Source organism: Maricaulis sp. ABE4_448, assembly GCF_056160825.1.
Window position 1 is genome coordinate 826615 of sequence record NZ_JBSWXX010000001.1, and the last position, 23972, is coordinate 850586.

Consider the following 23972-nt stretch of genomic DNA (forward strand, 5'->3'; position numbering starts at 1 on the left):
AGCCCGCAAAGGGAAAGGAAGCCAAGATGACCGAAGCCTATATCTACGACGCCACGCGAACCCCGCGGGGCAAGAAGAAAAACGGAGCGCTCAACGAGATCACCGCGCTGCAGCTGGCCACCCAGCAGCTCGAGGCGATCCGCGACCGGAACAATCTCGACACCGCCCTGGTCGACGATGTGATCATGGGTGTTGTCTCGCCGGTCGGCGAGCAGGGCGCGAACATCTCGCGCTCCGCCGTGATCAACGCCAATTATGCCGAGACGGCCGCCGGCTATCAGCTGAACCGGTTCTGCGCCTCGGGCCTGGAAGCGGTGAATGTCGCGGCGGCCAAGGTGATGTCCGGCGAGGCCGATTTCGCCATCGGCGGCGGCGTGGAAGCCATGTCCCGCGTGCCGATGGGGTCCGATGGCGGTGCGATGGGCTCCGATCCGGAGATTTCCTTCGACCACTATATCGTGCCGCAGGGCGTCTCGGCCGATCTGATCGCCACCAAGTACGGCTTCTCCCGCGACGATGTCGATGCCTATGCCGTGGAAAGCCAGAAGCGCGCGGCGCGCGCCTGGGCCGAGAAGCGGTTTGCCAAATCGGTCGTGCCGGTGAAGGACCAGCTCGGTGTCACCATTCTCGACCATGACGAGCACATGCGTCCGGACACCGACATGCAGGGTCTGGGTTCGCTGAAGTCGGCCTTCAAGGACCTGTCCGATTTCGTCGGCTTCGAAGCTGTTGCCACCCAGCGCTATCCGGAAGTGGAATACCTCAACTGGGTTCACACGGGCGGCAATTCCTCCGGCATCGTCGACGGCTCCGGCATGGTGCTGGTCGGCTCGAAGGAAGCCGGCGAGAAGGCGGGCCTCAAGCCGCGCGCCCGCATCCGCGCCATGGCGTCGATCGGTTCGGAACCGACCATCATGCTGACCGGCCCGGTCCCGGTGACCGAGAAAGTGCTCAAGAAAGCCGGCATGAACGCGTCTGACATCGATTTGTGGGAGCTCAATGAGGCCTTCGCGGCCGTCGTGCTGCGCCTGATGCAGGCCTATGAGATCGACCATTCCAAGATGAATGTGAATGGCGGCGCCATTGCCATGGGTCACCCGCTGGGCGCCACCGGCGCGATGATCCTGGGCACCGTGCTCGACGAGCTGGAACGCTCCGGCAAGTCCACCGCGCTCACCACGCTCTGCGTCGGCGGCGGCATGGGCACCGCGACGATCATCGAGCGGGTGTAGGGCTTTGCTGGCGTCCTTTGCGATATCTTTGGTGCTTCAGACGACCGAGCAGGCCCCATGCCCGTCCGATGCGTTCTTCTGCGATTGGTCACTAGAGACCGTGTCTGCAGAAGAAGTCGGGATCGACTTTCCTTCGATCTACGACGCGGAGCAGGGTGCTGAAGGGGTCACTTTCTCTGAAGTGTGCGGCGAATATCGTGTCCGGCGCCACTTGTCCGAACCGAACACGTACTTGGTCGTTTGCCAGTCAAACTGGGCCTTAGAATTTTCTAGCGACCACTATCTCAACACGATTTTCTTCCCACCAATGGGGAACTGACATGAAAAACTTCACCATCGAAACCGACAATGACGGCATTGCCCTGGTCACCTTCGACAGCCCGGGCAAGTCGATGAATGTCATCTCCGCCGAAGTCATGGACGACTTCGACGCGCTGACGAAACAGATCATCGAGGACGACAACATCAAGGGCGTCGTCATCACCTCCGGCAAGGACGCGTTCTGCGCCGGCGCCGACCTGTCCGAGCTGGGCGGCGCCAATGACGAGCTGGCCAAGCTGCCGGAAGAGGAGATGAAGCAGAAACTGTTCGAGCAGTGCTTCCGCCTCAACAAGACCTTCCGCGCCCTGGAAACCTGCGGCAAGCCGATTGCCGCGGCGATCAACGGCCTCGCCCTGGGCGGCGGGTTCGAGATCGCGCTGGCCTGCCATTACCGGGTCATGCCGTCCGACAATCCCAAGGCCAAGCTGGGCCTGCCGGAAGCGATGGTCGGTGTGCTGCCGGGCGGCGGCGGCACCCAGCGCTTGCCGCGCCTCGTCGGCGTGATGAATGCCGCACCGGTCCTGCTGCAGGGCCAGCAGCTTGATGCGGCCAAGGCTCAGGGTTTCGGTATTGCCGATGCCGTCGTGCCGCTGGCCGAGCTGGTCGCGAAGGCCAAGGAGATCGTCAAGGAAGACCCCAAGGGTGCGAAACAGCCCTGGGATGGCGACAAGTTCAAATTCCCCGGCGGCGGCCCCTACCATCCCGCCGGCGCCCAGGTCTTCGGTGCCGCCTCGCCGATGCTGCGCAAGAACACCTACGGCAACTATCCCGCCCAGCGCTATATCCTGTCCTGCGTCTATGAAGGCTCCCAGGTCTCCATGGACCAGGCGATCCGCATCGAGAGCCGGTATTTCACCAAGCTTTTGCTGCGCCCGGAAAGCCGCAACATGATCCGCTCCATCTTTCTGTCCAAGCAGGATCTGGACAAGGGCGGCCGCCGTCCGGCCAGTCAGTCCAAGGCGGATATCAAGAAGATCGCCATTATCGGCGCCGGCTTCATGGGTGCGGGCATCGCCACGGTCTCGGCCCAGGCGGGTATCGAGATCGTGCTGATCGACGCCACCCAGGAAGGCGCCGAAAAGGGCAAGAAGCACTGCACCGATCATTTCGGGAAAGGTGTCGCGCGCGGCAAGCTGACCCAGGACAAGGCCGACGCCCTGGCAGCCCTGATCACGCCGACCACCGACTACACCCTGATCAAGGATGTCGACCTGGTCGTCGAGGCCGTGTTCGAGAATTCCGAACTCAAGGCCAAGATCACCAAGATGGCCGAGGAACAGATCGGCGAGACGGCCGTGTTCGGCTCGAACACCTCGTCCATTCCGATCACCGATCTGGCCAAGGCCTCGGCCCGTCCGGCCAACTTCATCGGCATCCACTTCTTCTCGCCGGTCGAGAAGATGAATCTGGTCGAGATCATCATGGGCGGCGAAACCGGCGATTATGCCCTGTCCCGGGCCATCGATTTTGTCACCAAGATCAAGAAGACGCCGATCGTCGTGGCCGATACGCGCGGCTTCTACGCCAATCGCTGCGTCATGCGCTATGTCGGTGAAGGCCTGAAAATGCTGGGTGAGGGCGTCAAGCCGGCCCTGATCGAGAATGCGGCCAAGATGGCCGGCATGCCGGTCGGCCCGCTCTCCCTGCAGGACGAGGTCGCGCTGGATCTCGGCGTGAAGCTGATCAAGCAGACCCAGGCCGATCTGGGCGATGACTACAAGCCGTCGGGCACCGAGCCGATTCTGTTCAAGATGGTCGAGGAGTATGACCGTCTGGGCCGCAAGAATGGCAAGGGCTTCTACGACTACCCGTCCGAGAAGGGCCAACCGAAACGCCTGTGGCCGGAGCTGGAGCAGTTTGCGCCGGGTGGTGCCTATGCCGCCGAACAGCCGACGGCCGACGAGGTCAAGGACCGTATCCTCTACGCCCAGGCGCTCGAAGCCGCGCGCTGCATGGAAGAGGAGATCGTCGCCGATCCGCGCGAGGCCGATGTCGGCTCGATCCTCGGCTGGGGCTTTGCGCCCTACACCGGCGGCACGCTGTCCTTCATCGACACGGTGGGCGCCAAGGCCTTCGTGACGCGCGCCGAAGAACTCGAAGCCCGGTATGGCGACCAGTTCACCGTGCCCGCCCTCCTCAAGGAGATGGCCGAGAAGGGTGAGACCTTCTACGGCCGCTTCGGCACGAAGGGAGCTGCAGCCGCCTAGGGTATGGCAGCGCCAGGACTGCAAAAGCCGGTGCAATGCGAGTTGCGCCGGCTTTTCTTTGCCGCTATTCCGGGCGTGTTTTCGGGGTGTTGGAAGTTTTCACCAGCATATCCACAGAAGGCCGAAACTTTTCCACCCTGAGCGCGAACTTGTCCACGAAACGGGATGTTTCGTGCGTTGCCGGGTCCGCGGCGGGGTGGTCTACTTGATCCATCGACAGCGACCGAAGCGGGCCTCCGGGCCCGGGGATCGCCGGAAAAGAAGGCTCCAGGGGAGACGGTCCGCGAGGACCGGCGACCGGACGAGCGGGCCAGAACAAGTCCGAAAGGGCGGGTTCCCCCAGGCCGGGCCGAGAGTCAGGATCCGCAAGGACCTCCGGCTTGAAAGCCCTTCCGCACCGGAGAGACTGATCCGCCTGCAAGGGCGGTGACCAGGAAGCCGCGATTACAGCCGGCCCTCTCGGGGTTCGCTGGCCCCGGTCCGCCGATCGGGGTGCGCTAAAGGACAGGGTGTCAAAACCCGACCGGAAGCAACACGGCCGCCCGCCTCCCTGCTCCTTGCGAGCCGGGGACGGGCGGTTGGTGCTTCTGGGCGATGCGCGCAGGCCGGCGGTGCCGGACAGGCAGGCTCAGACGTACTTCATGAAGAATTCGCCTTGTGGGAGAGCGGTGCGTCCTTAGCGTGCATAATCTATAAAACAGACGCAAGCTCCTGTTTCCGGGCGTGAAAGGCGAGCGTTAAGGGGTCTGAAGACAGGGTTAATAGAATATTCGGTGCGTTAACCCTGCCGGGCGTCACTATGGCCCCCAACAGGCGCTTGGGGCGCTGCGGGGCAGGACTACACCCGATGTTTCAAAGAACCGAATACTCTTGGCCGACGCGGATGCGTTCGGTCGCTCTGGCGATCTGGGCTGTCGCATTCGCACTGACGGGCATGCTCGGCTGGGCCGCCTGGTCCAGCTATCAAACCGCATCGGAAGCGGCCGACTATGTTGCCTGGCGGCAGGAAGCCGGGCTGATGATTCCGGTGATCAAGACGATCAGCAAGGACGGCGACACCGCCCGCTGAGCATGTCCGGCACACGAGCCGCGCGTGTCCTGTGGTGAAACTGTGGTTCAATCGGCAGCGCACGGGGCTATTCTCGCTTCCCTCAACGGGGAGACAGGCATGTCCTACACACTGATCGGCGCGGCGGTTTCACTCTATACCGGCAAGGTGCGCGGCTATCTGCGCTGGAAGAATGTGCCGTTTCGCGAAGAGATGTCGACGCGCGAGGTCTACAAGCGCGAGATCCTGCCGCGGGTCGGCTGGCCGGTCATTCCGGTCGTTGTGCACCATGACGGCTCGGATACGGGCGTCACCCTGCAGGACACGACAGACATCATCGACTATGTCGAGCAGCACGAGGCGGGGCCCTCGGTGTATCCGGACGGTGTGCGCCAGCGCCTGGCCGCCCTGATCCTCGAGCTCTTCGGAGACGAGTGGCTGGTAATCCCGGCCATGCATTATCGCTGGGCCTATAGTCGCGACTTCGCCCATGGCGAGTTCGGGGCGTTTTCCTTCCCGGACCTGCCACCGGAGGAGCAAAGGGAGCGCGTACGCAAGCCGGTTGAATACTTCTCCGGCGCCCTGCCCGTGCTGGGCATCAATCCGGACAGCGTCCAGGCAGTGGAAGCGGCCTTCGAGGCGTTCCTGGCGGCGTTCGATACCCATCTGGCCCGGCATGATTTTCTGCTCGGTTCCCGGCCCTCGATTGCCGATTATGGGTTTCTCGGACCGCTCTATGCGCATTTGCTGCGCGATCCGGCGTCTGGCGAGATCATGCGCCGCCTGGCGCCGCGCGTTGCCGACTGGGCGCTGCGCTGCCACGCGCCGCAGCACGCGCTGACGGGTGATTTCCTGCCGGCGGACGGTGATTTGCCGGAGACCCTGCTTCCCATGCTGCGCATGTTTGCTGCGCAGCAATTGCCCGTTCTCATCGATACGGCGGGCCGCTTTGCGGCCTGGGCTGACGAGAACCCGGACATGGCGGAAGTGCCGCGTATGCTGGGCTTCCACAAGGCCAGGATCGGTCATGGCGACACGGTGGTCGAGACCGACCGGGCCGTCATTCCCTATCCGTTGTGGATGCTGCAGCGCGTGACCGATTTCCTGGCCTCACTGGACGGTGAGGCGCGGTTGCAGGCGGAAGACTTGCTGCGCAGCATCGGTGCGCAGCAATTGCTCGATTTCGACATGCCCGTCCGGCTCGAACGCCGCCACTTCCGCCTCTGCGTCCAGGGGCGCTAGCCGCGAGACGACCCCCGGTTCTGGTCGGCATACACCTGATAGGCATAGGTATCGACAATGCCTTCGATATTCCTGAACATGTCGAAATCGCCGAACTTGGTCCAGCTCTGCTCGTTCATCCACTGACGGATGTCGCGATTGCGCAGCGACACCGTGTTGAGTGTGGAAATACGTGTGACGACCGCCGCGAAAACCATGGCGGTGATCACCAGGAATGCATCGCCCGACATCAGGTTGCCGCCGGAGTGAAGTATGTCCGCCAGCGCCAAGCCGAGCAGGCCTTCGGCGGCAAGCATTACGAGAATGGCCGAAACATTGCCGATAATGCCGCTGCCATTGCGGAAGGCGCGGATGTTCTGCATTTCCAGCTGAAAGAAGCGGTCCATGTAGTCGACCCGCTTGGGAAGCCACAGGGCAACCCGGGTGAGCCATTTGGCTTGCTCGATCCAGTCTCGTTCATTGGAATCATAGGTGCTGCGTGCATTGCCAGCATCATTGCAGACCTGGGCGAAGCGCGTGTTCAGGGCGGCGGTCTTCGAGTTCAGCGTTGCGCCGAGCGTGGTCGAGGCCGACTGCAATCGGGCCCGGTAGTTTTCCGTGAGCGATCGTATGCTGCCAAACATGATCAGCGCGACGATTGCCCCAAGCGTGCCCGCAATGGCCAGCAGTGCCCCCGGCGAGGAGGGGAAGACCGCGAACAGGCTGGAGATGGCAGGCAGGTTCAGCACGACGAGGCTGAAGAAGGCGATGGCGATGATCTGGGCCACGCGTTTCCACAGGATGTGCAGCCATTGAAACGACTTCAGGATCAGCTTGAAGGCCGTGATGTAGTCACGCACGCCGGCATCGGCGGGAAACTTGTTTTCGATCACATAGATGTTGATGTCGGAATGATTCACCCAGGTGCGGAAGTTCAGCACCGTCTCGCGGTGGAAATGGATCAGTTCATGCTTGAAGCCGGTGTAGCAGTCGATCTGCGGCGCATATTCGGCACGTGTGTACTCTGCCGGCTCCGGACGGATCATGTGACTGGAATTATCTTTGTAGGCCAACGGTACGAAGGGGCCACGCCGCAGCAGCAGGTTCAGCGCGCGGTCGCGCCGGTGCGAATGCTGGAATTTCTTGATCTCCTTGGGCCGGGCCTGCTCGATGTCTGGCGGCAATTCCGACACGGTCGCTTGTTCCAGCTCCGCGCGCACTTCCTCAACGGCTTCCGCTCTTACCGCGGCCTTGTCGGCCTCCGGCAATACTGTATCACTGTCAGACATGTAACCTCCCCCTAGGTTGTGTTCGACCTTAGTCGTTGAAGCCGGTTTGATCCAGACTTGATCCGGTGTTGTTGGCCGGTTTTTGTGGTGCAAACCGCCAGATATCCATCGCCAGGGCGCTGCGGCTCCAGGAGGTGTGGATCAGTTCTGCGGCGTCCGGTCCCGCCGCGGCCATCGTCACAAGCAGTGGCCGGAAATGTTCCGGCGTTGGGTGGTTGAAGCCGGCCAGCGGCGCGTCCTGCCAGCCGGTCAGCGCATCAACCTCACCGCTGGCGATTTTCGGCACAATCCAGTCGCGGAAAGCCTGCGCGCCGGGATGGGGCGGTGCGGCCTCGGCCGCGGCGAGCGATGCGCGCAGTGAATGTGTCAGCGAACCCGATCCGATGATCTGGACGCCGCGGTCTGCGAGGGGCGCCAGCGCCCGTCCGAGCGCGATGGCGGCCGTGTCGCTGCCGGGCAGGCTGATCTGGAAGACCGGGATATCGGCTTCCGGCCGCATCAGGGCGAGCGGGATCCAGGCACCGTGATCGCGCCCGCGCCGGCGGTCGGCCTCGGCCTCGATGCCGGCTTCGCGCAGGAGATCCAGCGTGATCGCGGCAAGGCTGGGCGATCCGGGGGCGGCATAGACCGCGCGCTCCAGACCCGGTCCAAAGCCGTGGAAGTCGTGGATCGTCTCCGGCGTCGCGGCCGACTGCACCAGCACGGGCGCTTCGGCCTCCCAGTGCGCCGAGACAATAGCGACAGCGCGGGTCTGCGGCGCCAGGCCGAGTGTTTTCAGGGCGTCATGAGCAGGCGAGGACACAGTCAGCACGTCGGGGGCGCCGTGCGAAATAAAGAGCGGGCCGAGAGGCATGAGGATACTCCGGAAAGACGGGCCCGCTATCTGGTATTTTCGCCCACAAGGGATAAGTATGCGGCATCGAAGCTTTCTCTTTCTGATGAGGAATAAATGGACCGGATCGATGCCTTGCGCCTGTTCTGTTCGGTGGCCGAGCTGGGCAGTTTCACCAAGGCGGCCGATCGCGAGGCGATGACGCCCGGCGCCGCGTCCAAGCAGATCACGGCACTGGAGCAGCGTTTGCAGGCCCGCCTGTTCGAGCGCACGACCCGCTCGGTCCGTCTCACCGATGCCGGCGCGGCCCTGCTCGACCGTGTCCAGCCCTGGCTTGACGAGTATGACGCGATGGAAGAGGGCGTAGCGAGCGCGCGGCTGGCACCGGCCGGCGTATTGCGCGTCACCGCACCGGTGGATTTTGGCGCCCGCCGACTGATCCCGATCATTGCCGACTTCATGACCGAATGGCCAAAGGTCGATGTGCGCCTGTCGATGGCCGACCGCATGGTCGATCTGGTCAATGAAGGTTTCGATGTGGGCGTGCGGATCGGCAATCTGCCCGATAGTGCCCTGATTGCGCGGCGCCTGGCGCCAGCCTGCATGGCCTGCGTGGCGTCTCCCGCCTATGTCGAGCGCAACGGGATGCCGCAGCATCCGGACGACCTCACCCGCCACGACATGATCATCGACCGCAACAAGCCCAGCCCGCAATTGCTGAAGTTCGAGCGCGAGGGCGAGGAGGTCGAGGTCCGCGTCAATGGCCGCCTCTCCCTGAACGGTGCGGTGGCGGCTGTGTCGGCAGCCAAGGCGGGTCTGGGCGTGGCCTGCTCGCCGCGCTGGGCGGCCGTCGATGCGCTTGAGCGCGGCGAGGTGATCGATGTGCTGGCAGACTGGGCGCCGGAACACCGCTTCCTTTGGGCGGTCTTTCCCTCCAATCGCTACATGACGCACCGGGTGCGCGCCTTTGTCGACTATCTGGCCAAGCGGTTTGACGGTGTCGTCTAGCCGCGCAGGCGCTATAAGAACGCGTGTGGATCAGGCAGAGGGTACGGTATGAGACGACAGGTCACGGGATTTCTGGCGATGGCAGCGCTGGTGGTGCTGGCAGGCTGCGCGACAACCGGAAGCGACATGATGGGCGTGGGTGGCGGAACGGACGATGTTGCCGGTTCCGTCTTCGACCATCCGCGGGCCGACCGGCGCGGCGCGCCGCGGGGTTTTGGCTATCAGCTTACCGGCCAGTCGGGCTGGTCGGGCGATCTGACCTATCAGGACGATACCGGCGGTGCCATCCGTGTCGCGCTGGTTCTTGCCGATGCTGACGGGACCGAACAGGCAGCGGATCTGCAGATTGCCATGCCCTATCTGGAAGGTGGCGTCCGGCGTTTCCACGGCACAACGGCGTCGGGCGAACCGGCCGAGCTGCAGCTGCAGGCCGGCCCCTGCGAGGCGGCGGGTGAAACGGGCTTCACGCATTTCGCGGCGCTGCGGATCGGCGAGACGGTCCAGGCCGGCTGCGCCCGGGAGCAGGCGCAGGACGATCGCTGGTCGAACTATATCATCAGCTATCTACCGGCCATTGATGCCTGCCTGGCCGAGTTCGGCGACCGGCCGGCCCATGTCTCGCTGGCCTATACAATGAGCGGCGGGGCGACGGGGGTGCGTATCGTCGATCCCGACACGCAGACCTGGGAATGTGCGACGCGCGACGAGGGCCGGGCTATCAACTCGCTGCGCCCGCTCGACTCGGCGGATGCGCTGTTCGGGGAAGGTGATCCGATATTCGTGCGCGGTGTCTTTCCCGACTTCGGCGAGGGCTGTTATGTCTACGAGTCGGTTCGCGAAGCCGACGGAACGCTGATCGGTGCGCTGGGTTATGACGCCTGCAATGCCGTGCCGGTGACGACGGCGCAGGCCGCTGTAGCTGGTTAGACGCCGGGAGCAGGCTAGCGGGACGCGACAGGTTGAGGACAAGGACGCCATGTACAGAGCCCTGCTGATCTCCACGCTCTGCACCGGCGTGTTCGCCGGCCCGGCGAGCGCTGAACTGCGCGATGTCCTCACCCGTGCCGATGGCCTGAACGGTCAGGTCTGGCTCGCCTTCGACGAACAGCCGCGGTCGGTGGAACTATCCCAGGCGGCCGGGCGCGTCAGTCTGATGATCGGCGGCGTCGCGGTGCGCACCCGTGAGGTGTCGCCCTATCGCGCCAACCTCGTCAGCCGTGTCTCGACCATGCCGGTGGCTGATGGCGCGCTGGTGGAACTCGGTCAGGCTGCGGGCTGGCAGAATGTCCGCACCGAGCTGCGCCAGGGCGGCGTGCTTGTGAGTTTCAGCCTGGATGCGCCGGTCGCCGCTGCGACCCGACCGTCCGGGCCTTCTCACGCGCCTGCGACCGCTCCCGTGGCGGCATCGCCGGCGCGCGGCGACCACGGTGCCGGCACCGCGGCAGGCCATGGCCAGCCGGCTTCGGGGGCTGACAGTCATGTAGTGCCGGACGGGGTTGCAGCGACCGGTCATGCCCCGGCAGATCTCGCGCCGGCCGATGAGGCCGGGCATGCGCCCGCGCCTTCTGCCTCGGCAGCACCGGCCAATCCGGTGGCCGCCGCCGCTTCCAGTGTGACCGGTGAATGTGCCGAGACCGGCGCGGCTGTGGCTGAAAATCCCTGGGATGATGAAAGCCTGCACCGCCATGCGGCCTGCCTGACGCGGACCGGCGAGCTGCAGCCGGCGGCCATCATCTACGAACAGATGCTTGCCTTCGCTCCCGACGATTTCCGGGCGCTGATCGCCCTGGCAGAAGTACGCGCCGAACAGGGCGAGACTGCCGAAGCCCGCGAGCTCTATTCGCAGGCAGCGTCCTATGCCATCTCCGATGCCGAGGCCGCCCGGGCGCGGGCCCGGCTGCGCGAACTCCAGCAGCGCTGATCCTTCCAGCCAGTCAGGACATTCATCATGCAAGCAGACGAACCGGCCGGCCGGGTGCTCGTCATCGCCGGCTCCGACAGTGGCGGCGGTGCCGGTATCCAGGCCGACATCAAGGCGATTTCCGCCATGGGCGGTTATGCGGCGACGGCGATCACGGCGATCACCGTCCAGAACACGCTGGGTGTCAGCGCCATCCATCCGGTGCCCAATGCCATCGTGGAAGGCCAGATCCGGGCCGTGCTCGACGATATCGGTGCCGATGTCGTGAAGACCGGCATGCTCGCCACAGTGGAGATTGTCGAACTCGTCGTCGCGGCGCTGGAAGCGGCCGACCCGGCTCTGCCGCTGGTGCTCGATCCGGTGATGATCGCCACATCCGGCGACCGGCTGGTCGATGACGGCACCGAGGCCGCGATCCGCGACCGTCTCGTGCCGCTGGCCACGCTGGTCACGCCGAACGCAGCCGAAGCGGCGCGCCTGACCGGGCTGACGGTGGAGGATGTACAGGGTCAGCTGGCGGCTGCCGAAGCGCTGGTCGGCATGGGCGCCAAGGCGGCGCTGGTGAAGGGCGGGCATCTTGCCGGCGATGCCGTCACCGATGTGCTCGTCTCCACCCGTGGCATGGAATTGATGGAACGTCCGCGCATCCGCAAGAAGCACACCCATGGCACCGGCTGCACCCTGGCTTCGGCGATTGCCGCCCGGATGGCCGGCGGCGAGCCGTTACCGGAAGCCGTGCGAAAGGCCGGCGATTATCTGCACGAAGCCATTCGCCGCGCGCCGGGCTTCGGCGCCGGCCACGGTCCGGTCGATCATATGTGGGTGGTGCGGCCCTGACCTGGCGGGCCTGGTTCAGCGGGCCGGAGTGTCAGCGGCCCGTTTCCGGGCCAGCCACACACCGGTAAGGATGACGGCGAGGGCGAGCACGGCGTGCCAGCCAATGGTCTCGCCGATCAGCACGCCGGTGATCATTGCGGCGATCGGGGTGAGATAATTGGCGATGGCGAGGAAGTTGGGGCCCGCCGTGCCCGCCACCTGCATCAGCACGACCGAGGCCAGCGCTGTCGGTCCGGCGGCCAGCCAGATGACCGCCAGCCAGGCGGTCGGGGCGACGGGTCCGGCCTGTGCCAGTTCGACCAGTCCCACAGGCAGGGCGAAGAGCGCGCCGCAGATCAGCATGCCGGCACCGGAGACCGAGGGCGGGGTTGGCGGGATCAGCCGCGCCAGGATCGCATTGATACCATAGCACACCGCCGCGGCGACCACGCCCAGCTGGGCCCAGACATCGGCGCCGCCCAGATCGGTCAGCGCGGCCGGTCCCAGCAGCAGGACGACACCGGCAAACCCCGTGAACACGCCGGTCAGGCGTCGCAGGGTGAGGTGTTCGCCGGGCACGAAGACATGTGCCATCGCCACCGTGGCCAGTGGCATGATGGCGACCAGGATGCCGGCCAGCGCGCTGTCGATATATTGCTGGCCCCAGCTGACGAGATAGAAAGGCAGGGCATTGCCGAAAAAGCCCAGCCCCGCGAACCACAGCCAGCGCGTATCGCTCAGCGCTGGCAGGCGGTGACCGCGTAGCCGCGCCCAGCCCGCCAGCAACAGGGCCGCCAGGGCGATGCGCACGAAGATCAGCCCGCCGGGCGGCAGGGTTTCCACTCCGTGCTTGATAAAGGCAAAGGCCGATCCCCACAGCACGGTGAGCAATACCAGCGCAGCCCAGTCCATCAGGCCGGGCAGATGGACATGGGCGGGCTTCACGGGAGGCTCCGGCAAGGGCTCGCCCCGCTTGCGGGGGAGCTGCCGGCGCAGCCGGCTGAGGGGGCGACGCGTAGCGGCGCTGAGCGCGTCAGCGCGCATGGACTTACCCCCTTCGACCTCACCCGGCCCAAGGCCGGGCTCGGCCACTTCCCCCGCTGCGCAGGGGAAGCCTTGCGTTGGCTTCCCACCCTCACAACACGGCCCTCAGCCCGTCGGCGAAGGCGGCGATGTCGGTGTCGTCATTGAACAGGTGCGGGGTGATGCGCAGGCGGTCGCCGCGCTGGGAGATATGGATATTGCGCGCGGCCAGCCGGGCCAGAAGATCGTCCGGGGCACCGGCGGGCAGGCCCAGGGTGAGATAATGCGGCGCGCGTTCGACCATGTCGTCAGCCAGTCCGAGCGGCGCCGTCGCTGTGGCGATGGCGGCCGTGCGTTCTGCCAAAGCTCGCGCTATGGCGCCGACGCCCCAGTGGAGCACCTGGTCGAGACTGGCCAGGGCGGCCGGTGCCAGCTGCATCGCCGAGCGCTCGCCCATATCGAAGCGCCGGGCGCCGGGGGCGTAGGCCTCGGTGTAGTCGATCAGCCGGGTGAAATTGTCGGCGCCCTCGCGGGTGATCCAGTTCTGCTCCAGCGGTTCGCCTTCGTCATGATGGTGGGGCGCAACATAGAGCAGGCCGGTGGAATAGGGCCCCAGCAGCCACTTATAGCCCGCCGCGACGGCGAAATCGGGCTGGATCGCGGCCATGTCGAATGGCAGGGCGCCCAGTGATTGCGTGAGATCCAGCACCAGGGCGGCGCCCTGGCGGCGGGCCGTGTTGGAAATGTGGGCGAGATCCAGCTGGCCGCCATCGAGCCAATGCACATGCGGGCAGGCGACAATCGAAGTCGCCGGGCCGATGGCGCGGATCAGCGCTTCCGTCCAGCCCTGGCCGGGCTGGCGTTTCACGGTGACAAGCCGGGCACCATACTGTTCGGCCAGATCGCGCCAGACATAGACATTGGAGGGAAACTGGCCGTCCAGAACCAGGATTTCCGACCGGTTCTGCGGTGCCAGATTCCGCGCGGCTGTGGCGAGGCCGTAGGAGGCCGAGGGCACGAGCGCGATGTCGCCGGCTTGCGCCCCGAACAGGCGTGCTCCGCGCTCGCGCAGCTGTTCGGGCAGGCCGAAGAAATCCTGCTGCACGTCATAGGCCCAGGGCTGACCCTTGGCGGCATAGCTTTCCTGGCCGGCCGCGATGGCGCTTTTCGGCATCGGCCCCATATAGGCCGTGTTGAGATAGACGCGGTCGCGCGGGATGTCGAAAAGGTCACGCTGGGACGGGATCATGGCCTAGCCTCTTGCCCCGGCGGGAAGAGGGCGTCAACGTGCAGCCCGTCACGAATACCCCCTTGTTTCCCGCTGCCAGGAGAGCCCTGTGGCCGACGATACGCTGACCGCCCCCGCCCGCACCGACAATCCCAAGCCGATGCTGCGGCCCGCCGATCCGCGTTTTTCCTGCGGTCCGGTGAAGAAATATCCCGGCTGGAGCTGGGAGGCGCTGGCCGATGCGCCGCTTTCGCGCACCCACCGCGCCGGCACGGCTGTGCAGCGGATCAAGGAATCGCTGGAACGCACGCGGGCCCTGCTGGAACTGCCGGACGATTATCATGTCGCGCTGATGCCGGGCTCGGATACCGGCGCGATGGAAGCGGCAATGTGGTCGCTGCTTGGCGCGCGCGGGACCGACGTTTTCTCCTGGGATGTGTTCGGCAACAAGTGGACAACAGATGCGCGCGACGAGCTGAAGCTGGACGATCTGCGCACTTTCCAGACACCGGCCGGCATCCTGCCCGACCTCTCCAGGTATGACGGCAAGCGCGACGCGGTCTTCACGCTCAACGGCACGGCGGCCGGCGTGTGCATTCCGGATTATGACTGGATCGACGCGGATCGCGAGGGTCTGACCCTGTGCGACGCGACCTCGGCCGCCTTTGCCATCGATATCGATTGGTCGAAGATCGATGTGCTCACCTTCTCCTGGCAGAAATGCATGGGCGGGGAAGCTCAGCACGGCATGCTGGTGATGGGGCCGCGGGCCATCGAACGCCTCAACAGCTTCCGCCCTGACCGGCCGATCCCGGCGATCCTGCAGCTGCACAAGAATGGCAAGGCCGATATGGCGCTCTATGAGGGCTCCACCCTCAACACACCATCCCTGATGGCGGTCGAGGATTATCTTGCTGCGCTCAAATGGGGGTCACGCATTGGCGGCCTGCCGGAGCTGGTCCGCCGCAGCAAGACGAATTTCGAGACGCTGGATGCCTGGGTGCGCCAGTCCGACTGGATCGATTATCTGTGCGAGGACGGGGGTGCACGGTCGCCGATCTCGGTTGCGCTGAAATATGTTGCACCGGAAGCCGCCGCGCTGGATACCGAACAGCAATGGGCGCTGACCAAGGGCATCACGACGCTGCTGGAACGCGAGAATGCGGGGCTGGACGTCAACATGCACCGGGCTTCGGTACCGGGAATCCGTATCTGGTGCGGCCCGACCATCGAGGCCGACGATCTGGCGGCGCTTGGGCCGTGGCTCGACTGGGCCTATCGTGAAGCGCTGGACGCATTGTGAGCGGCGCGCTATCGCTGCGCCGGACACACTCTTGAGCGAGGGGATAATGATGACGCGTTTGGGACTGGCCGCACTGGCCGCAGCATGCCTGGCCGCTCCGGCCTTTGCCGATGAAGAGCGCGGGACGGAAATCCGTCTCGGCGTGACGGCCCACGATCTGGCCGACCATGTCGAGGACGGGCCGAACATCACGGTCGATGCCCTGTTCGAGTCGCCGGACTTCCTCGAATTCATCTGGTCGCCGCGGCCTTACCTCTATGGTTCGTTCAACACGAACGGGCTGACCAATTTCGGCGCGACCGGTTTCGCCTGGAGCTGGGAGTTCTCCGAGAACTGGAATTTCGAATTCCGCACCGGGCTCAGCTATAATGATGGTGTCAAGGATATTGATCCCAACTCTCCGCCGGACGATCCGACGCGTATCCGCCTCGCCACGACGCGCTCCCTGATGGGCAATGAGATCCTGTTCCACAATGCGATCGGGCTCGACTATGACCTCAATGATCACTGGTCGGTCGGCGCCTATTACGAACACATCTCCCACGGCCAGATCCTGGCCTCCGGCCGCAACCAGGCCCTGGACAATGCCGGCATCCGCATCGGTTATCGCTGGGGACAGTAGGTGAATTTCCTCCCCATTTCATGGGGAGGGGGACCCGCGAAGCGGGGGAGGGGCCGCCGTTGCCCTCAAGCCACCGCGATACTTCACATCTGCCGTCACCCTGACGAAGGTCAGGGTCCAGTTCACAAGACCGGATGGTCGCGAGTTCGCGCTTGTCTTGGATGACGCGAACTCGCACCGGAACTCATTCAGCCCAAATCCCGCTTTATGATCTGGGTCCCGACCTTCGTCGGGATGACGGTTTGGGGCATGAGGTCTGACAAAAGCTCAACCCGCCCGCGCCGCTTCGGCCTCATCCGCCCGCGGATCGTCTTCCACGCGCACATAGATGCCGGTGAACCAGTCGGCCCATTCGCCGTCTGCGCCCTGTTGCTGGAAGTGCTGGCGCACCGTGCCGTCCTCCCGGAGCGTCCAGGTGCCGCGGAAGGCCGCGCGTGTGCCATTGCCCGGATAGAAGATCTCGCCTTCCAGCACCATCGCGCCGGCCTCGTCCAGCCCGCCGGTATAGTCGATGAAGGCACCGGGGCTGACCCAGACCTGCCGCCAGGCGCCGGCCAGCGGGTCATAGGCATTCAGGCTCTCGCCCGTCGAGCCACTCGCGCCCTGCCAGCGCTCCGTGATCAGGCAGCCGCCCTGGGATTTCGTGATCGAGTTATGGCCCTGATAGGGCCCGCCATCGGGGGCGTAGACATTCCACTCGCCCAGCCAGAAATCGAAATCGTCGTGCACGTCCTCGACGCAGCCCGGTGGCGGGCCGGACTGGCCCCATGCCATCGTGACGGGCGCTGCAGCCAGTGCAGCCGCGCCCGCCAGTATCCGAAAGATCGTCATGCCGTGCCTCCCCGCTCGGTCCAGACATCACGCTGGCACGCGGGCTGGAGGCCGGCAAGCGGGGGCCCATCCGCTTACCGGCAAATCGGCGCGGCTTGTCGCAGAGACTATTCCGCGGCGGTCAGTTGCAGGGGCGCGGTCTCGTCGATCCAGTGACGCAGATGCCGGCGGTAGTTGCGGGCGGCACGCTCCAGCCCGGCCGGCTTCAGCCGGTTCGCCTCGTAGAGCAGGAAGGGCGCGGCCCAGCGCAACCGGCAACGCCGCGCCGTGGCCTGCAGCGGGGTGAGCAGGGTGTCCAGCGCAAACCCGTTCTGGCCGCTTGCGGAATAGGCGGAGGGCACATTGCCGGCCGTCGCGGCGACCAGCAACGGCTTGCCCTCGAGCCAGCGGCCCTCGGCTTCGGCGTTGATATAGAACATCCGGGTCAGGACGGCCGCTTGCCAGTCCTGCAGCAGGGCAGGCGGGGCATACCAGTGCACCGGGAATTGCAGCACCAGCCGGTCGGCGGCGAGCAACTCGGCGACCTCCCTGTCGGTATCGACACCGCTGCGGCCATAGCGGCCATACATGTCGACAATCTTGACCCCGGGCATGCTCCAGGCCGCCTCGGCCAGCGCGGCATTGGCGGTGGAGCGGGAAAGATCCGGATGGAAAAGCATGATCCGTGTATGCGTCATCGCAACCTCCTGTCTTGCGGACAGACTGGTCGCGGCTGCATAATCAATCCAATGGATATCCGGTATTGGGCACTATTCGTTTCATGAATTTACGGTCGATCGATCTCAACCTCCTGGTCGTTCTCGATGCTCTGCTCGACGAGCGGCATGTGTCGCGGGCTGCCCTTCGCCTGGGCATGTCCCAGTCGGCGGCGTCGAACGCGCTGGCACGCCTGCGCGACCTGTTCGGCGATCCGCTGCTGGAGCGCACGCGCAACGGCATGATGCTCACGGCCCGGGCCGAAGCCCTTCGCGCGCCGCTGAAAACCTTGCTCTGCGATGTCACCGGCGTGCTGGATCCGCCGCCGCCGGACCTTGAAACGCTCGAGCGGACGGTGCGCTTGGTGATGGCGGACATGCCGGCGCGCGAGGTGGTCTCGCCCCTGCTGGAGCGTCTGGCGGCGACCGCGCCCAGAATGGATCTGGTCGTCCTGCCCTGGCGCGGCGCCGACCGGACCCTGGACAGCCTGCGGCAGGGCGACACGGACCTGGCGCTTTCCGTCTTTGATTGCGAGGAACCGGACATTGCCCGTGTCGATCTGTTCGAGGAGCGTTACCGGGCGATTCTGCGCCGTGGCCATCCCGCTGCAGACGCGCTCACCCTGGAGCGCTGGCTGTCCTGGCCGCATGTCATGGTGTCCGGACGAGGCGAACGGCACAGCCATCTCGACGAGCGTCTCGCCGAACAGGGCCTGCAGCGGCGGATCGGTGTCGTCGTGCCCAGCTTCCTGGTCGTGCCCGACATTGTCGCCGCGTCCGACATGGTGGCGCTGCTGCCCAGCGCCTGCCTGCCGGGCCGGCCCGAGCGTGACCTCATTGTCTGCGATCCTCCGCTGGCGGTGCCCGGCTTCATGGTGAGTCTGGCCTGGCACCGGCGCAGCGATGCCGATCCGGGTATCCGGCATGTCGTGGAGACGGTGCGGGATATCGTGGCGGCCTACTATCCGCCGCCTGCGGATACCGGTGAAAAAGTCCGGGCATGACAGTGTCCGGCGCATCCGGCCGGGCCGGTCCATGCATCCAGGGTGGAAGGACAATGTTTGGAGACACCGGACGATGACATTCCGCTCGCGCCGCATATTCGAGACCGCAGGGCTCAATGTGAAGATGAGCTATTACGGACCCGGTCTTGCCATGCCGGCGCACAGCCACGACTTCCACCAGGTCTCCTTCCTGCTCGCCGGGGGGCTGAGCGAGGCGCATGGGTGTGCGGCGCGCGAGCTGCACCAGCAGGGCGTCGGCGTGAAGCCGGCGGGGCTCGTCCACGACAATCGCTATCACAGCCGCGACGGTGCGCTGATTCTGGCCATCAATTTCCGCCCTGGCGCGGGCGAGGCCAGGGCCGGGCTGACGCCGCAGGACTGGCATTGGGCGCCGCACATGCCGGCGGCGCGACTGGCCGAACTCCATGCCCTTCTGGCGGCGGACGGCGTGGCGGCAGGCGATGCGGTCGTCGACCTGCTGGCCCGGCTCGACGGGGCGCCGCCGAAGCGGCGTACCGATGCGCCGCCGTGGCTGGCGCGCGTGCGCGAACGCCTGGACGACCCCGCCGACGGGACGGACATCGCTGCGATCGCGGCCGAAGCGGGTCTGCACCGCGTCTATCTCTCCCGGGTTTTCTCCGCCCATTACGGCGCTTCACCCAGCGTCTACCGCCTGCGCCGGCGGGTTGGACGCGCGCTGTGCCTCCTGGCCGGCGGGATGAGCCTCAGCGAGGCGGCGGCGGATGCCGGCTTTGCCGATCAGGCGCATATGACGCGCAGCATGAAGCTGCAGACCGGGCTGACCCCGAACGTCATGCGCGGCTTTCTGGCCGCGGCCTGAACGGCAGGTTGCTTCCATTCAATACGGGCCGCCGCGTGCCGGGCTAAGCCATGCGGCAGGACCACAGGAGATCGTCATGCGTTTACATTCCGCCCTGGCCGCCGCGGCGGCCGCCCTTCTGAGCACGACCGGCACCCTGGCCGAAACACCCCAGGGTGCCGCCGGCCGCCTGGACGCTTTTCTGGACCGTTTCGAAGGTATCGAACCGGGCTATGCCGTGGTCGCCGTGACGGCCGACGAGGTCTTGCTGAACCGGGTGGAGGGCGTGCGCCACACCGCGACGGGCGCGCCGCTGACGACCGATACGCCGATCTATATCGCCTCGCAGACCAAGGCCTATATGGGCCTGCTGGCCGCCTGGCTGGACCGCGAGGGCATTCTCGCACTCGACAGCACGATCGCGGATCACTGGCCGGACATCGCCTTTCCCGAAGGCGTCGATCCCGCGGACTGGACGATGCGCGACCTGCTCACCCACCAGGTGCCGATCTCGGTCGACGAGCTGGTGATGCTGGAAGCCTATGTCACCCGCGTCGATCCGGCGGACTATCCGGCCCTCATTGCGGAATACGGCACGGCGCGTGAACCGGGCTTCGACTACGACAATCTGGGCTATAATATCTATGGCGCCATCCTGGAGACCGTGACCGGCCGCACCTGGCAGGCCTGGCTGGATGACGTGATTTTCGAACCGACGGGCATGGACCGCACCTCGGCGCGCACTTCGGACTTCCCGCTCGACGAGATCGCTTGGAACCATATCTGGCAGGGCGAGGCGAACGGCTGGTTCGACCTTCGGCCCAAGACCGACGGCATGATGCAATCGGCCGGCGGCATCGTGACCTCGTCCCGGGACATGGCCGCCTGGCTGCAGCTGCAATTGCGCGGGCACGGGCCGGCTGGCTCCGGGCTGACGGCGGACCTCGTGGACGCGACGCACGCTTCCGGTGTGCAGACCCATCAGGAAGACGGCCGCAATGCCTATGAACTGTCCTGTTCGGGCTATTCGCTGGGCTGGAATATCTGCGATTTCGATGGCCATGACCTGCTGATTCATGGCGGCGGCTATACCGGTTCGCGCTCGGTGATGGCGTTTTCGCCGGACCTGGGCGTGGGGATTGCCGTCTTTTCCAATTCCGACGCCATGACGGGCTGGCTGTCCGGACGGACGGCGGTGATGTTCCTGCAATTCTTCACCGAGCATGAGGATGCCGAACGCTGGGCAGACCGGCGGGTTGAATACTATCCCCAGCAGGTCGCCCGTCAGCTTGAGCGCAACACGGCACGCCGGGCCGAACGGCGCAGCGACGAGGCCTGGGGCGGCTGGAGCTGGCAGCCGGACGCGTTGGCGCTGGAGGCGTATGCCGGTCGCTATAGCCGCGGCGGGCGCTACGGCACGGTGGAGATCATCGTCGAGGACGGTATGGCGATGGCTCGATACGGCGACATGGCCCTGGCCCTCGAACCGGCCCGGCCCGACCTGTTCGGCGGCACGGTCCACCCCTTTTACGGACCCGACCGTTTTGCCTTCGAGCGCGACGCCTCCGGCACCATCGTCTCGCTCGACTGGGACGGGGATGTCTACGAACGTGTGGATTGATCCACAGGACGCCGGTTGCGGGGCTGATCCCTCTCTTGTGAGCCCCCGCAATCTGTTCTAAGCCTGCCGCCCGTTCGAGCCCGCCGTTTCATTGATCTGACGACTGACATCCGCCGCCTCGCGGCACCCGTCCGGACCGCGCGGTCTGGCAGGCGATGTCTCTCGGGCGGCGGGCATAGTCGCGGAGGCAGAAATGGCCAATGTTACCGTCGTGGGCGCCCAGTGGGGCGATGAAGGCAAGGGCAAGCTGGTCGACTGGCTGTCGCACCGCGCCGATGTGGTGGCGCGCTTCCAGGGCGGTCACAATGCGGGCCACACGCTGGTCGTCGGCGAGAAGGTCTACAAGCTCTCCTTGCTGCCCTCCGGCGTGGTGCGCGGCAAGCTCTCCGTGATCGGCAATGGCGTCGTCGTCGACCCCTGGGCCTTTGTGGCCGAGGTCGACCGGATCGCCGAACAGGGCGTGAAGATCACCCCGGAAGTCGTGAAGATCGCCGAGACCGCCGCGCTGATCCTGCCGATCCACCGCGAACTGGATGCCCTGCGCGAGAACCGCGATGACGGCGAGGCCATCGGCACCACCCGCCGCGGTATCGGTCCGGCCTATGAGGACAAGGTCGGCCGCCGCGCCGTGCGCGTCATCGACCTGGCCGACGAGGCGGCGCTGCGCGCCCGCGTCACCGAAATCCTGCACCATCACAACGCCCTGCGCCGCGGCCTGGGGCATGAGGAATATCCCGCCGACAAGCTGGTCGCGGAACTCCTCGATATCGCGCCGAAAATCCTGCCCTATGCGGCCCCGGTCTGGCGCGTCCTCAAGGACGCCAATGACAGCGACCAGAAAATCCTGTTCGAGGGTGCCCAGGGTGCCCTGCTGGACGTCGATCACGGCACCTATCCCTTCGTGACCTCCTCCAACACCGTTTCCGGCCAGGCCTCGGCGGGCACGGGCGTGGGTCCCAAGGATGTCGGCTATGTGCTCGGCATCGCCAAGGCCTACATGACCCGCGTCGGTTCCGGACCCTTCCCGACCGAGCTGTTCGACGCCGACGGCCAGCGCCTGGGCGAGAAGGGCCATGAGTTCGGTGTCGTCACCGGGCGCAAGCGCCGCTGCGGCTGGTTCGATGCCGTGATCACCCGCCAGACCCTGCAGGTCGGCGGTGTGCACGGTGTCGCCCTGACCAAGCTGGACGTGCTGGACGGGTTCGAGACGATCAAGGTCTGTGTCGGCTACGAGCTCGACGGCCGCCGCCTCGACTACCTGCCCGCCGGCAAGGAAGCCCAGGCCAAGGTGACACCGGTCTATGAAGAGCTGGAAGGCTGGCAGGGATCCACCGCCGGCGCCCGCTCCTGGGCCGATCTGCCGGCCGAAGCGGTGAAATATGTCCGCCGCCTGGAAGAACTCATCGAATGCCCGATCGCCCTGGTCTCCACCAGCCCCGAGCGCGAAGACGTCATCCTGATGCAGGACCCGTTCAGGGGATAGGGCAGCACCACTCGTTGTCATCCCGGATGAACGCCCCGCGCAGGCGGGGCAAAAGTCCGGGACCCATAACCCCGGCGATCATCCAGTTGTCGCTGACGGCAAGCCTGCTTCTGGCCAAAAGCGAGCGTATAGGTCCCGGCCCTGCGGCCCGCCTGCGCGGGCCATCCGGCCGGGATGACAATGGTTTGGGATCAAGCCAAGCCCCTAAACCGCCGCTACACGCACCTTCCGCCGCGGCTGCAGCCTGTCCTTCCAGGCCAGCGCCGGCTTTTCGACGGTTTCGCGCAGCAGCCAGCCGGCGAGGATGGCGGCGGGGGCCATGATGAGGGCGAGCTGGGTCGTGTTGAGGCCCGGCATCAGGGCGAAGGCAACGAGGCCGATGGGCCAGTGCAGGATGTAAATGCCGTAGGAGACGTCTTCCACATTGCGCACGGCTTGGCCGATCCGGCCGCCGATATGCGCATGGCCGAGCCACAGGAAGGCCGAGGCCAGGAAGATGTCGAGCATCATCCAGCCGATCGCCAGCTCGTGGGCGGCCAGCGCGGCCACGCCGGCCAGGGCGATGAAGGCCGGGGTTATGCGCACCAGGTCGCGGGCGGCGAAGAAGAAGGCGCCGATCATGAAGGCCGGGCCGAAGCGCGCCAGCGTGGTGATCGTGCCTTCGCCGATGCCGGTATAGCCGAAGGTCGCGACCAGCGCCCCGAAGACGCAGGCCAGGGCGGCCCAGAGCACGACCAGGCGCCGGTCGGAATACAGCCCGACCAGGGCCAGGATGCCGACACCCAGATAGGCCATCAGCTCATAGCGGATCGTCCAGAGCGGACCGTTGGCGCTGTGGCCGACGGGCGAGTTCTCGAACGTGCCCGGCAGGCCGGCCAGCGGATCGACCTGGCCGATCAGCTTCAGCGGGAAGGTCCAGGTTTCAGCGCTCGACCAGTATTCCGCCTGCGAGAGCGAGGTGAAGAAGGGGTAGACCGCAAACACGATCAGCACGGCCGCGATCAGGCCCGGGAAGATGCGGAAGATGCGTGCCGTGGCGTAGCGCGAGATCTCTTTCGTCTTCATCGCACTGGCGGTGATCATGTAGCCGGACAGGATGAAGAAACCGTCCAGCGCACACTGCACGACGAAGTCGACCGTCAGGCTCCAGCTGCCGGTATAGGGCTTGCCCAGCGGGATCAGGATGGCGTGTCCGTACAGCACCATCAGCGCGAAAACGATGCGCATCGCAGTGAAATTGTTGGACTTGTCTTCAAGACGGCCAAGGCCGTCGCGGAACAAAAAAGCGAGCTTGCTCATGTGATCCCACTCCCGGTTATCCCCGGTCGCGGTGCAAGCGGCGTGCGGGCTGGCGGGTCTCGCCAAATCCGTAAACGAAACATGAAGATAGCCCGGCGCATTCGAGGCTTTCCGGTAACCGGCTCTCAAAACAGGTCACCGCGCTGAC

21 protein-coding genes are annotated in these 23972 nt (G+C 65.6%); 14 read left to right on the forward strand and 7 right to left on the reverse strand.

Going from position 1 to position 23972, the window contains the following annotated elements; genetic code table 11:
• The first annotated feature begins 26 nt into the window (after positions 1 to 26).
• The 4 genes from ACXAJV_RS03990 to ACXAJV_RS04005 all read left to right on the forward strand — a co-directional run bounded on the left by ACXAJV_RS03990 (position 27) and on the right by ACXAJV_RS04005 (position 6050).
• The gene (locus tag ACXAJV_RS03990; RefSeq protein WP_475082174.1) at positions 27 to 1232 is read left to right on the forward strand and encodes an acetyl-CoA C-acetyltransferase; all 1206 of its coding nucleotides are present in this window, start codon (positions 27 to 29) and stop codon (positions 1230 to 1232) included.
• Between the two features lie 320 nt (positions 1233 to 1552).
• The gene (locus tag ACXAJV_RS03995; protein WP_475082176.1) at positions 1553 to 3760 is read left to right on the forward strand and encodes a 3-hydroxyacyl-CoA dehydrogenase NAD-binding domain-containing protein; all 2208 of its coding nucleotides are present in this window, start codon (positions 1553 to 1555) and stop codon (positions 3758 to 3760) included.
• 847 nt (positions 3761 to 4607) lie between these two features.
• The gene (locus tag ACXAJV_RS04000; RefSeq protein ID WP_475082178.1) at positions 4608 to 4829 is read left to right on the forward strand and encodes a hypothetical protein; all 222 of its coding nucleotides are present in this window, start codon (positions 4608 to 4610) and stop codon (positions 4827 to 4829) included.
• A gap of 99 nt (positions 4830 to 4928) precedes the next feature.
• A complete protein-coding gene (locus tag ACXAJV_RS04005) occupies positions 4929 to 6050 on the forward strand; it encodes a glutathione S-transferase (protein ID WP_475082181.1) in 1122 nt (373 codons plus the stop codon).
• On the opposite strand, the gene ACXAJV_RS04010 is transcribed toward ACXAJV_RS04005, so the two are convergent.
• Both ACXAJV_RS04010 and ACXAJV_RS04015 read right to left on the reverse strand, forming a co-directional pair.
• Positions 6047 to 7318, reverse strand: coding sequence for a hypothetical protein (locus tag ACXAJV_RS04010; RefSeq protein ID WP_475082184.1), 1272 nt, complete (start codon positions 7316 to 7318; stop codon positions 6047 to 6049). The genes ACXAJV_RS04005 and ACXAJV_RS04010 overlap by 4 nt on opposite strands.
• A 28-nt stretch (positions 7319 to 7346) precedes the next feature.
• Entirely contained in the window at positions 7347 to 8171 is an 825-nt protein-coding gene (locus tag ACXAJV_RS04015) for a DODA-type extradiol aromatic ring-opening family dioxygenase (RefSeq protein ID WP_475082187.1), read from the reverse strand.
• 96 nt (positions 8172 to 8267) lie between these two features.
• Between ACXAJV_RS04015 and ACXAJV_RS04020 the strand changes: the two genes are divergently transcribed.
• The 4 genes from ACXAJV_RS04020 to thiD are packed head-to-tail and all read left to right on the forward strand — an operon-like array spanning position 8268 to position 11916.
• A complete protein-coding gene (locus tag ACXAJV_RS04020) occupies positions 8268 to 9158 on the forward strand; it encodes a LysR family transcriptional regulator (protein WP_475082190.1) in 891 nt (296 codons plus the stop codon).
• A 48-nt stretch (positions 9159 to 9206) separates the two neighbouring features.
• The gene (locus ACXAJV_RS04025) at positions 9207 to 10085 is read left to right on the forward strand and encodes a hypothetical protein (RefSeq protein ID WP_475082193.1); all 879 of its coding nucleotides are present in this window, start codon (positions 9207 to 9209) and stop codon (positions 10083 to 10085) included.
• A 49-nt stretch (positions 10086 to 10134) separates the two neighbouring features.
• On the forward strand, positions 10135 to 11079 hold the full coding sequence (locus ACXAJV_RS04030) for a tetratricopeptide repeat protein (protein ID WP_475082197.1): 945 nt from the start codon (positions 10135 to 10137) through the stop codon (positions 11077 to 11079).
• Between the two features lie 27 nt (positions 11080 to 11106).
• The gene (thiD, locus tag ACXAJV_RS04035; protein WP_475082200.1) at positions 11107 to 11916 is read left to right on the forward strand and encodes a bifunctional hydroxymethylpyrimidine kinase/phosphomethylpyrimidine kinase; all 810 of its coding nucleotides are present in this window, start codon (positions 11107 to 11109) and stop codon (positions 11914 to 11916) included.
• 15 nt (positions 11917 to 11931) lie between these two features.
• Here the strand turns inward: thiD and ACXAJV_RS04040 are convergent, their stop codons facing one another.
• Positions 11932 to 12840 carry a DMT family transporter gene (locus ACXAJV_RS04040; RefSeq protein WP_475082202.1) on the reverse strand — a complete coding sequence of 303 codons (909 nt, stop codon included), beginning with the start codon at positions 12838 to 12840 and terminating at the stop codon, positions 11932 to 11934.
• Between the two features lie 190 nt (positions 12841 to 13030).
• The gene (locus tag ACXAJV_RS04045; protein ID WP_475082204.1) at positions 13031 to 14167 is read right to left on the reverse strand and encodes an aminotransferase class V-fold PLP-dependent enzyme; all 1137 of its coding nucleotides are present in this window, start codon (positions 14165 to 14167) and stop codon (positions 13031 to 13033) included.
• An 88-nt stretch (positions 14168 to 14255) separates the two neighbouring features.
• Here ACXAJV_RS04045 and ACXAJV_RS04050 point away from each other — a divergent pair, with 88 nt between their 5' ends.
• Together ACXAJV_RS04050 and ACXAJV_RS04055 are read left to right on the forward strand one after the other, a co-directional pair.
• Positions 14256 to 15449 (forward strand): phosphoserine transaminase, encoded by a 1194-nt coding sequence (locus ACXAJV_RS04050; protein ID WP_475082207.1) that lies wholly within the window; start codon positions 14256 to 14258, stop codon positions 15447 to 15449.
• 49 nt (positions 15450 to 15498) lie between these two features.
• Positions 15499 to 16071 (forward strand): acyloxyacyl hydrolase, encoded by a 573-nt coding sequence (locus ACXAJV_RS04055; RefSeq protein ID WP_475082209.1) that lies wholly within the window; start codon positions 15499 to 15501, stop codon positions 16069 to 16071.
• A 267-nt stretch (positions 16072 to 16338) separates the two neighbouring features.
• Here ACXAJV_RS04055 and ACXAJV_RS04060 read toward each other — a convergent pair whose 3' ends face one another.
• The gene (locus ACXAJV_RS04060; RefSeq protein WP_475082212.1) at positions 16339 to 16902 is read right to left on the reverse strand and encodes a hypothetical protein; all 564 of its coding nucleotides are present in this window, start codon (positions 16900 to 16902) and stop codon (positions 16339 to 16341) included.
• 107 nt (positions 16903 to 17009) lie between these two features.
• Positions 17010 to 17579 (reverse strand): NAD(P)H-dependent oxidoreductase, encoded by a 570-nt coding sequence (locus ACXAJV_RS04065; RefSeq protein WP_475082214.1) that lies wholly within the window; start codon positions 17577 to 17579, stop codon positions 17010 to 17012.
• Between the two features lie 83 nt (positions 17580 to 17662).
• Here ACXAJV_RS04065 and ACXAJV_RS04070 point away from each other — a divergent pair, with 83 nt between their 5' ends.
• The 4 genes from ACXAJV_RS04070 to ACXAJV_RS04085 all read left to right on the forward strand — a co-directional run bounded on the left by ACXAJV_RS04070 (position 17663) and on the right by ACXAJV_RS04085 (position 22525).
• Positions 17663 to 18601: a LysR family transcriptional regulator gene (locus ACXAJV_RS04070; protein WP_475082217.1), complete on the forward strand. Its 939-nt coding sequence runs from the start codon at positions 17663 to 17665 to the stop codon at positions 18599 to 18601.
• A 73-nt stretch (positions 18602 to 18674) separates the two neighbouring features.
• Entirely contained in the window at positions 18675 to 19442 is a 768-nt protein-coding gene (locus tag ACXAJV_RS04075) for an AraC family transcriptional regulator (protein ID WP_475082221.1), read from the forward strand.
• Between the two features lie 76 nt (positions 19443 to 19518).
• On the forward strand, positions 19519 to 21042 hold the full coding sequence (locus tag ACXAJV_RS04080) for a serine hydrolase (protein WP_475082223.1): 1524 nt from the start codon (positions 19519 to 19521) through the stop codon (positions 21040 to 21042).
• A gap of 193 nt (positions 21043 to 21235) precedes the next feature.
• On the forward strand, positions 21236 to 22525 hold the full coding sequence (locus tag ACXAJV_RS04085) for an adenylosuccinate synthase (RefSeq protein WP_475082226.1): 1290 nt from the start codon (positions 21236 to 21238) through the stop codon (positions 22523 to 22525).
• A 204-nt stretch (positions 22526 to 22729) separates the two neighbouring features.
• Here ACXAJV_RS04085 and ACXAJV_RS04090 read toward each other — a convergent pair whose 3' ends face one another.
• On the reverse strand, positions 22730 to 23824 hold the full coding sequence (locus tag ACXAJV_RS04090; protein ID WP_475082229.1) for an acyltransferase family protein: 1095 nt from the start codon (positions 23822 to 23824) through the stop codon (positions 22730 to 22732).
• Between the last annotated feature and the right edge of the window lie 148 nt (positions 23825 to 23972).

Coding starts and splice junctions, on each gene's coding strand:
- ACXAJV_RS03990 (WP_475082174.1), top strand. CDS start 27: ATGACCGAAGCCTATATCTACGACGCCACGCGAACCCCGCGGGGCAAG.
- ACXAJV_RS03995 (WP_475082176.1), top strand. CDS start 1,553: ATGAAAAACTTCACCATCGAAACCGACAATGACGGCATTGCCCTGGTC.
- ACXAJV_RS04000 (WP_475082178.1), top strand. CDS start 4,608: ATGTTTCAAAGAACCGAATACTCTTGGCCGACGCGGATGCGTTCGGTC.
- ACXAJV_RS04005 (WP_475082181.1), top strand. CDS start 4,929: ATGTCCTACACACTGATCGGCGCGGCGGTTTCACTCTATACCGGCAAG.
- ACXAJV_RS04010 (WP_475082184.1), bottom strand. CDS start 7,318: ATGTCTGACAGTGATACAGTATTGCCGGAGGCCGACAAGGCCGCGGTA.
- ACXAJV_RS04015 (WP_475082187.1), bottom strand. CDS start 8,171: ATGCCTCTCGGCCCGCTCTTTATTTCGCACGGCGCCCCCGACGTGCTG.
- ACXAJV_RS04020 (WP_475082190.1), top strand. CDS start 8,268: ATGGACCGGATCGATGCCTTGCGCCTGTTCTGTTCGGTGGCCGAGCTG.
- ACXAJV_RS04025 (WP_475082193.1), top strand. CDS start 9,207: ATGAGACGACAGGTCACGGGATTTCTGGCGATGGCAGCGCTGGTGGTG.
- ACXAJV_RS04030 (WP_475082197.1), top strand. CDS start 10,135: ATGTACAGAGCCCTGCTGATCTCCACGCTCTGCACCGGCGTGTTCGCC.
- thiD (WP_475082200.1), top strand. CDS start 11,107: ATGCAAGCAGACGAACCGGCCGGCCGGGTGCTCGTCATCGCCGGCTCC.
- ACXAJV_RS04045 (WP_475082204.1), bottom strand. CDS start 14,167: ATGATCCCGTCCCAGCGTGACCTTTTCGACATCCCGCGCGACCGCGTC.
- ACXAJV_RS04055 (WP_475082209.1), top strand. CDS start 15,499: ATGACGCGTTTGGGACTGGCCGCACTGGCCGCAGCATGCCTGGCCGCT.
- ACXAJV_RS04060 (WP_475082212.1), bottom strand. CDS start 16,902: ATGACGATCTTTCGGATACTGGCGGGCGCGGCTGCACTGGCTGCAGCG.
- ACXAJV_RS04065 (WP_475082214.1), bottom strand. CDS start 17,579: ATGACGCATACACGGATCATGCTTTTCCATCCGGATCTTTCCCGCTCC.
- ACXAJV_RS04070 (WP_475082217.1), top strand. CDS start 17,663: ATGAATTTACGGTCGATCGATCTCAACCTCCTGGTCGTTCTCGATGCT.
- ACXAJV_RS04075 (WP_475082221.1), top strand. CDS start 18,675: ATGACATTCCGCTCGCGCCGCATATTCGAGACCGCAGGGCTCAATGTG.
- ACXAJV_RS04080 (WP_475082223.1), top strand. CDS start 19,519: ATGCGTTTACATTCCGCCCTGGCCGCCGCGGCGGCCGCCCTTCTGAGC.
- ACXAJV_RS04085 (WP_475082226.1), top strand. CDS start 21,236: ATGGCCAATGTTACCGTCGTGGGCGCCCAGTGGGGCGATGAAGGCAAG.
- ACXAJV_RS04090 (WP_475082229.1), bottom strand. CDS start 23,824: ATGAGCAAGCTCGCTTTTTTGTTCCGCGACGGCCTTGGCCGTCTTGAA.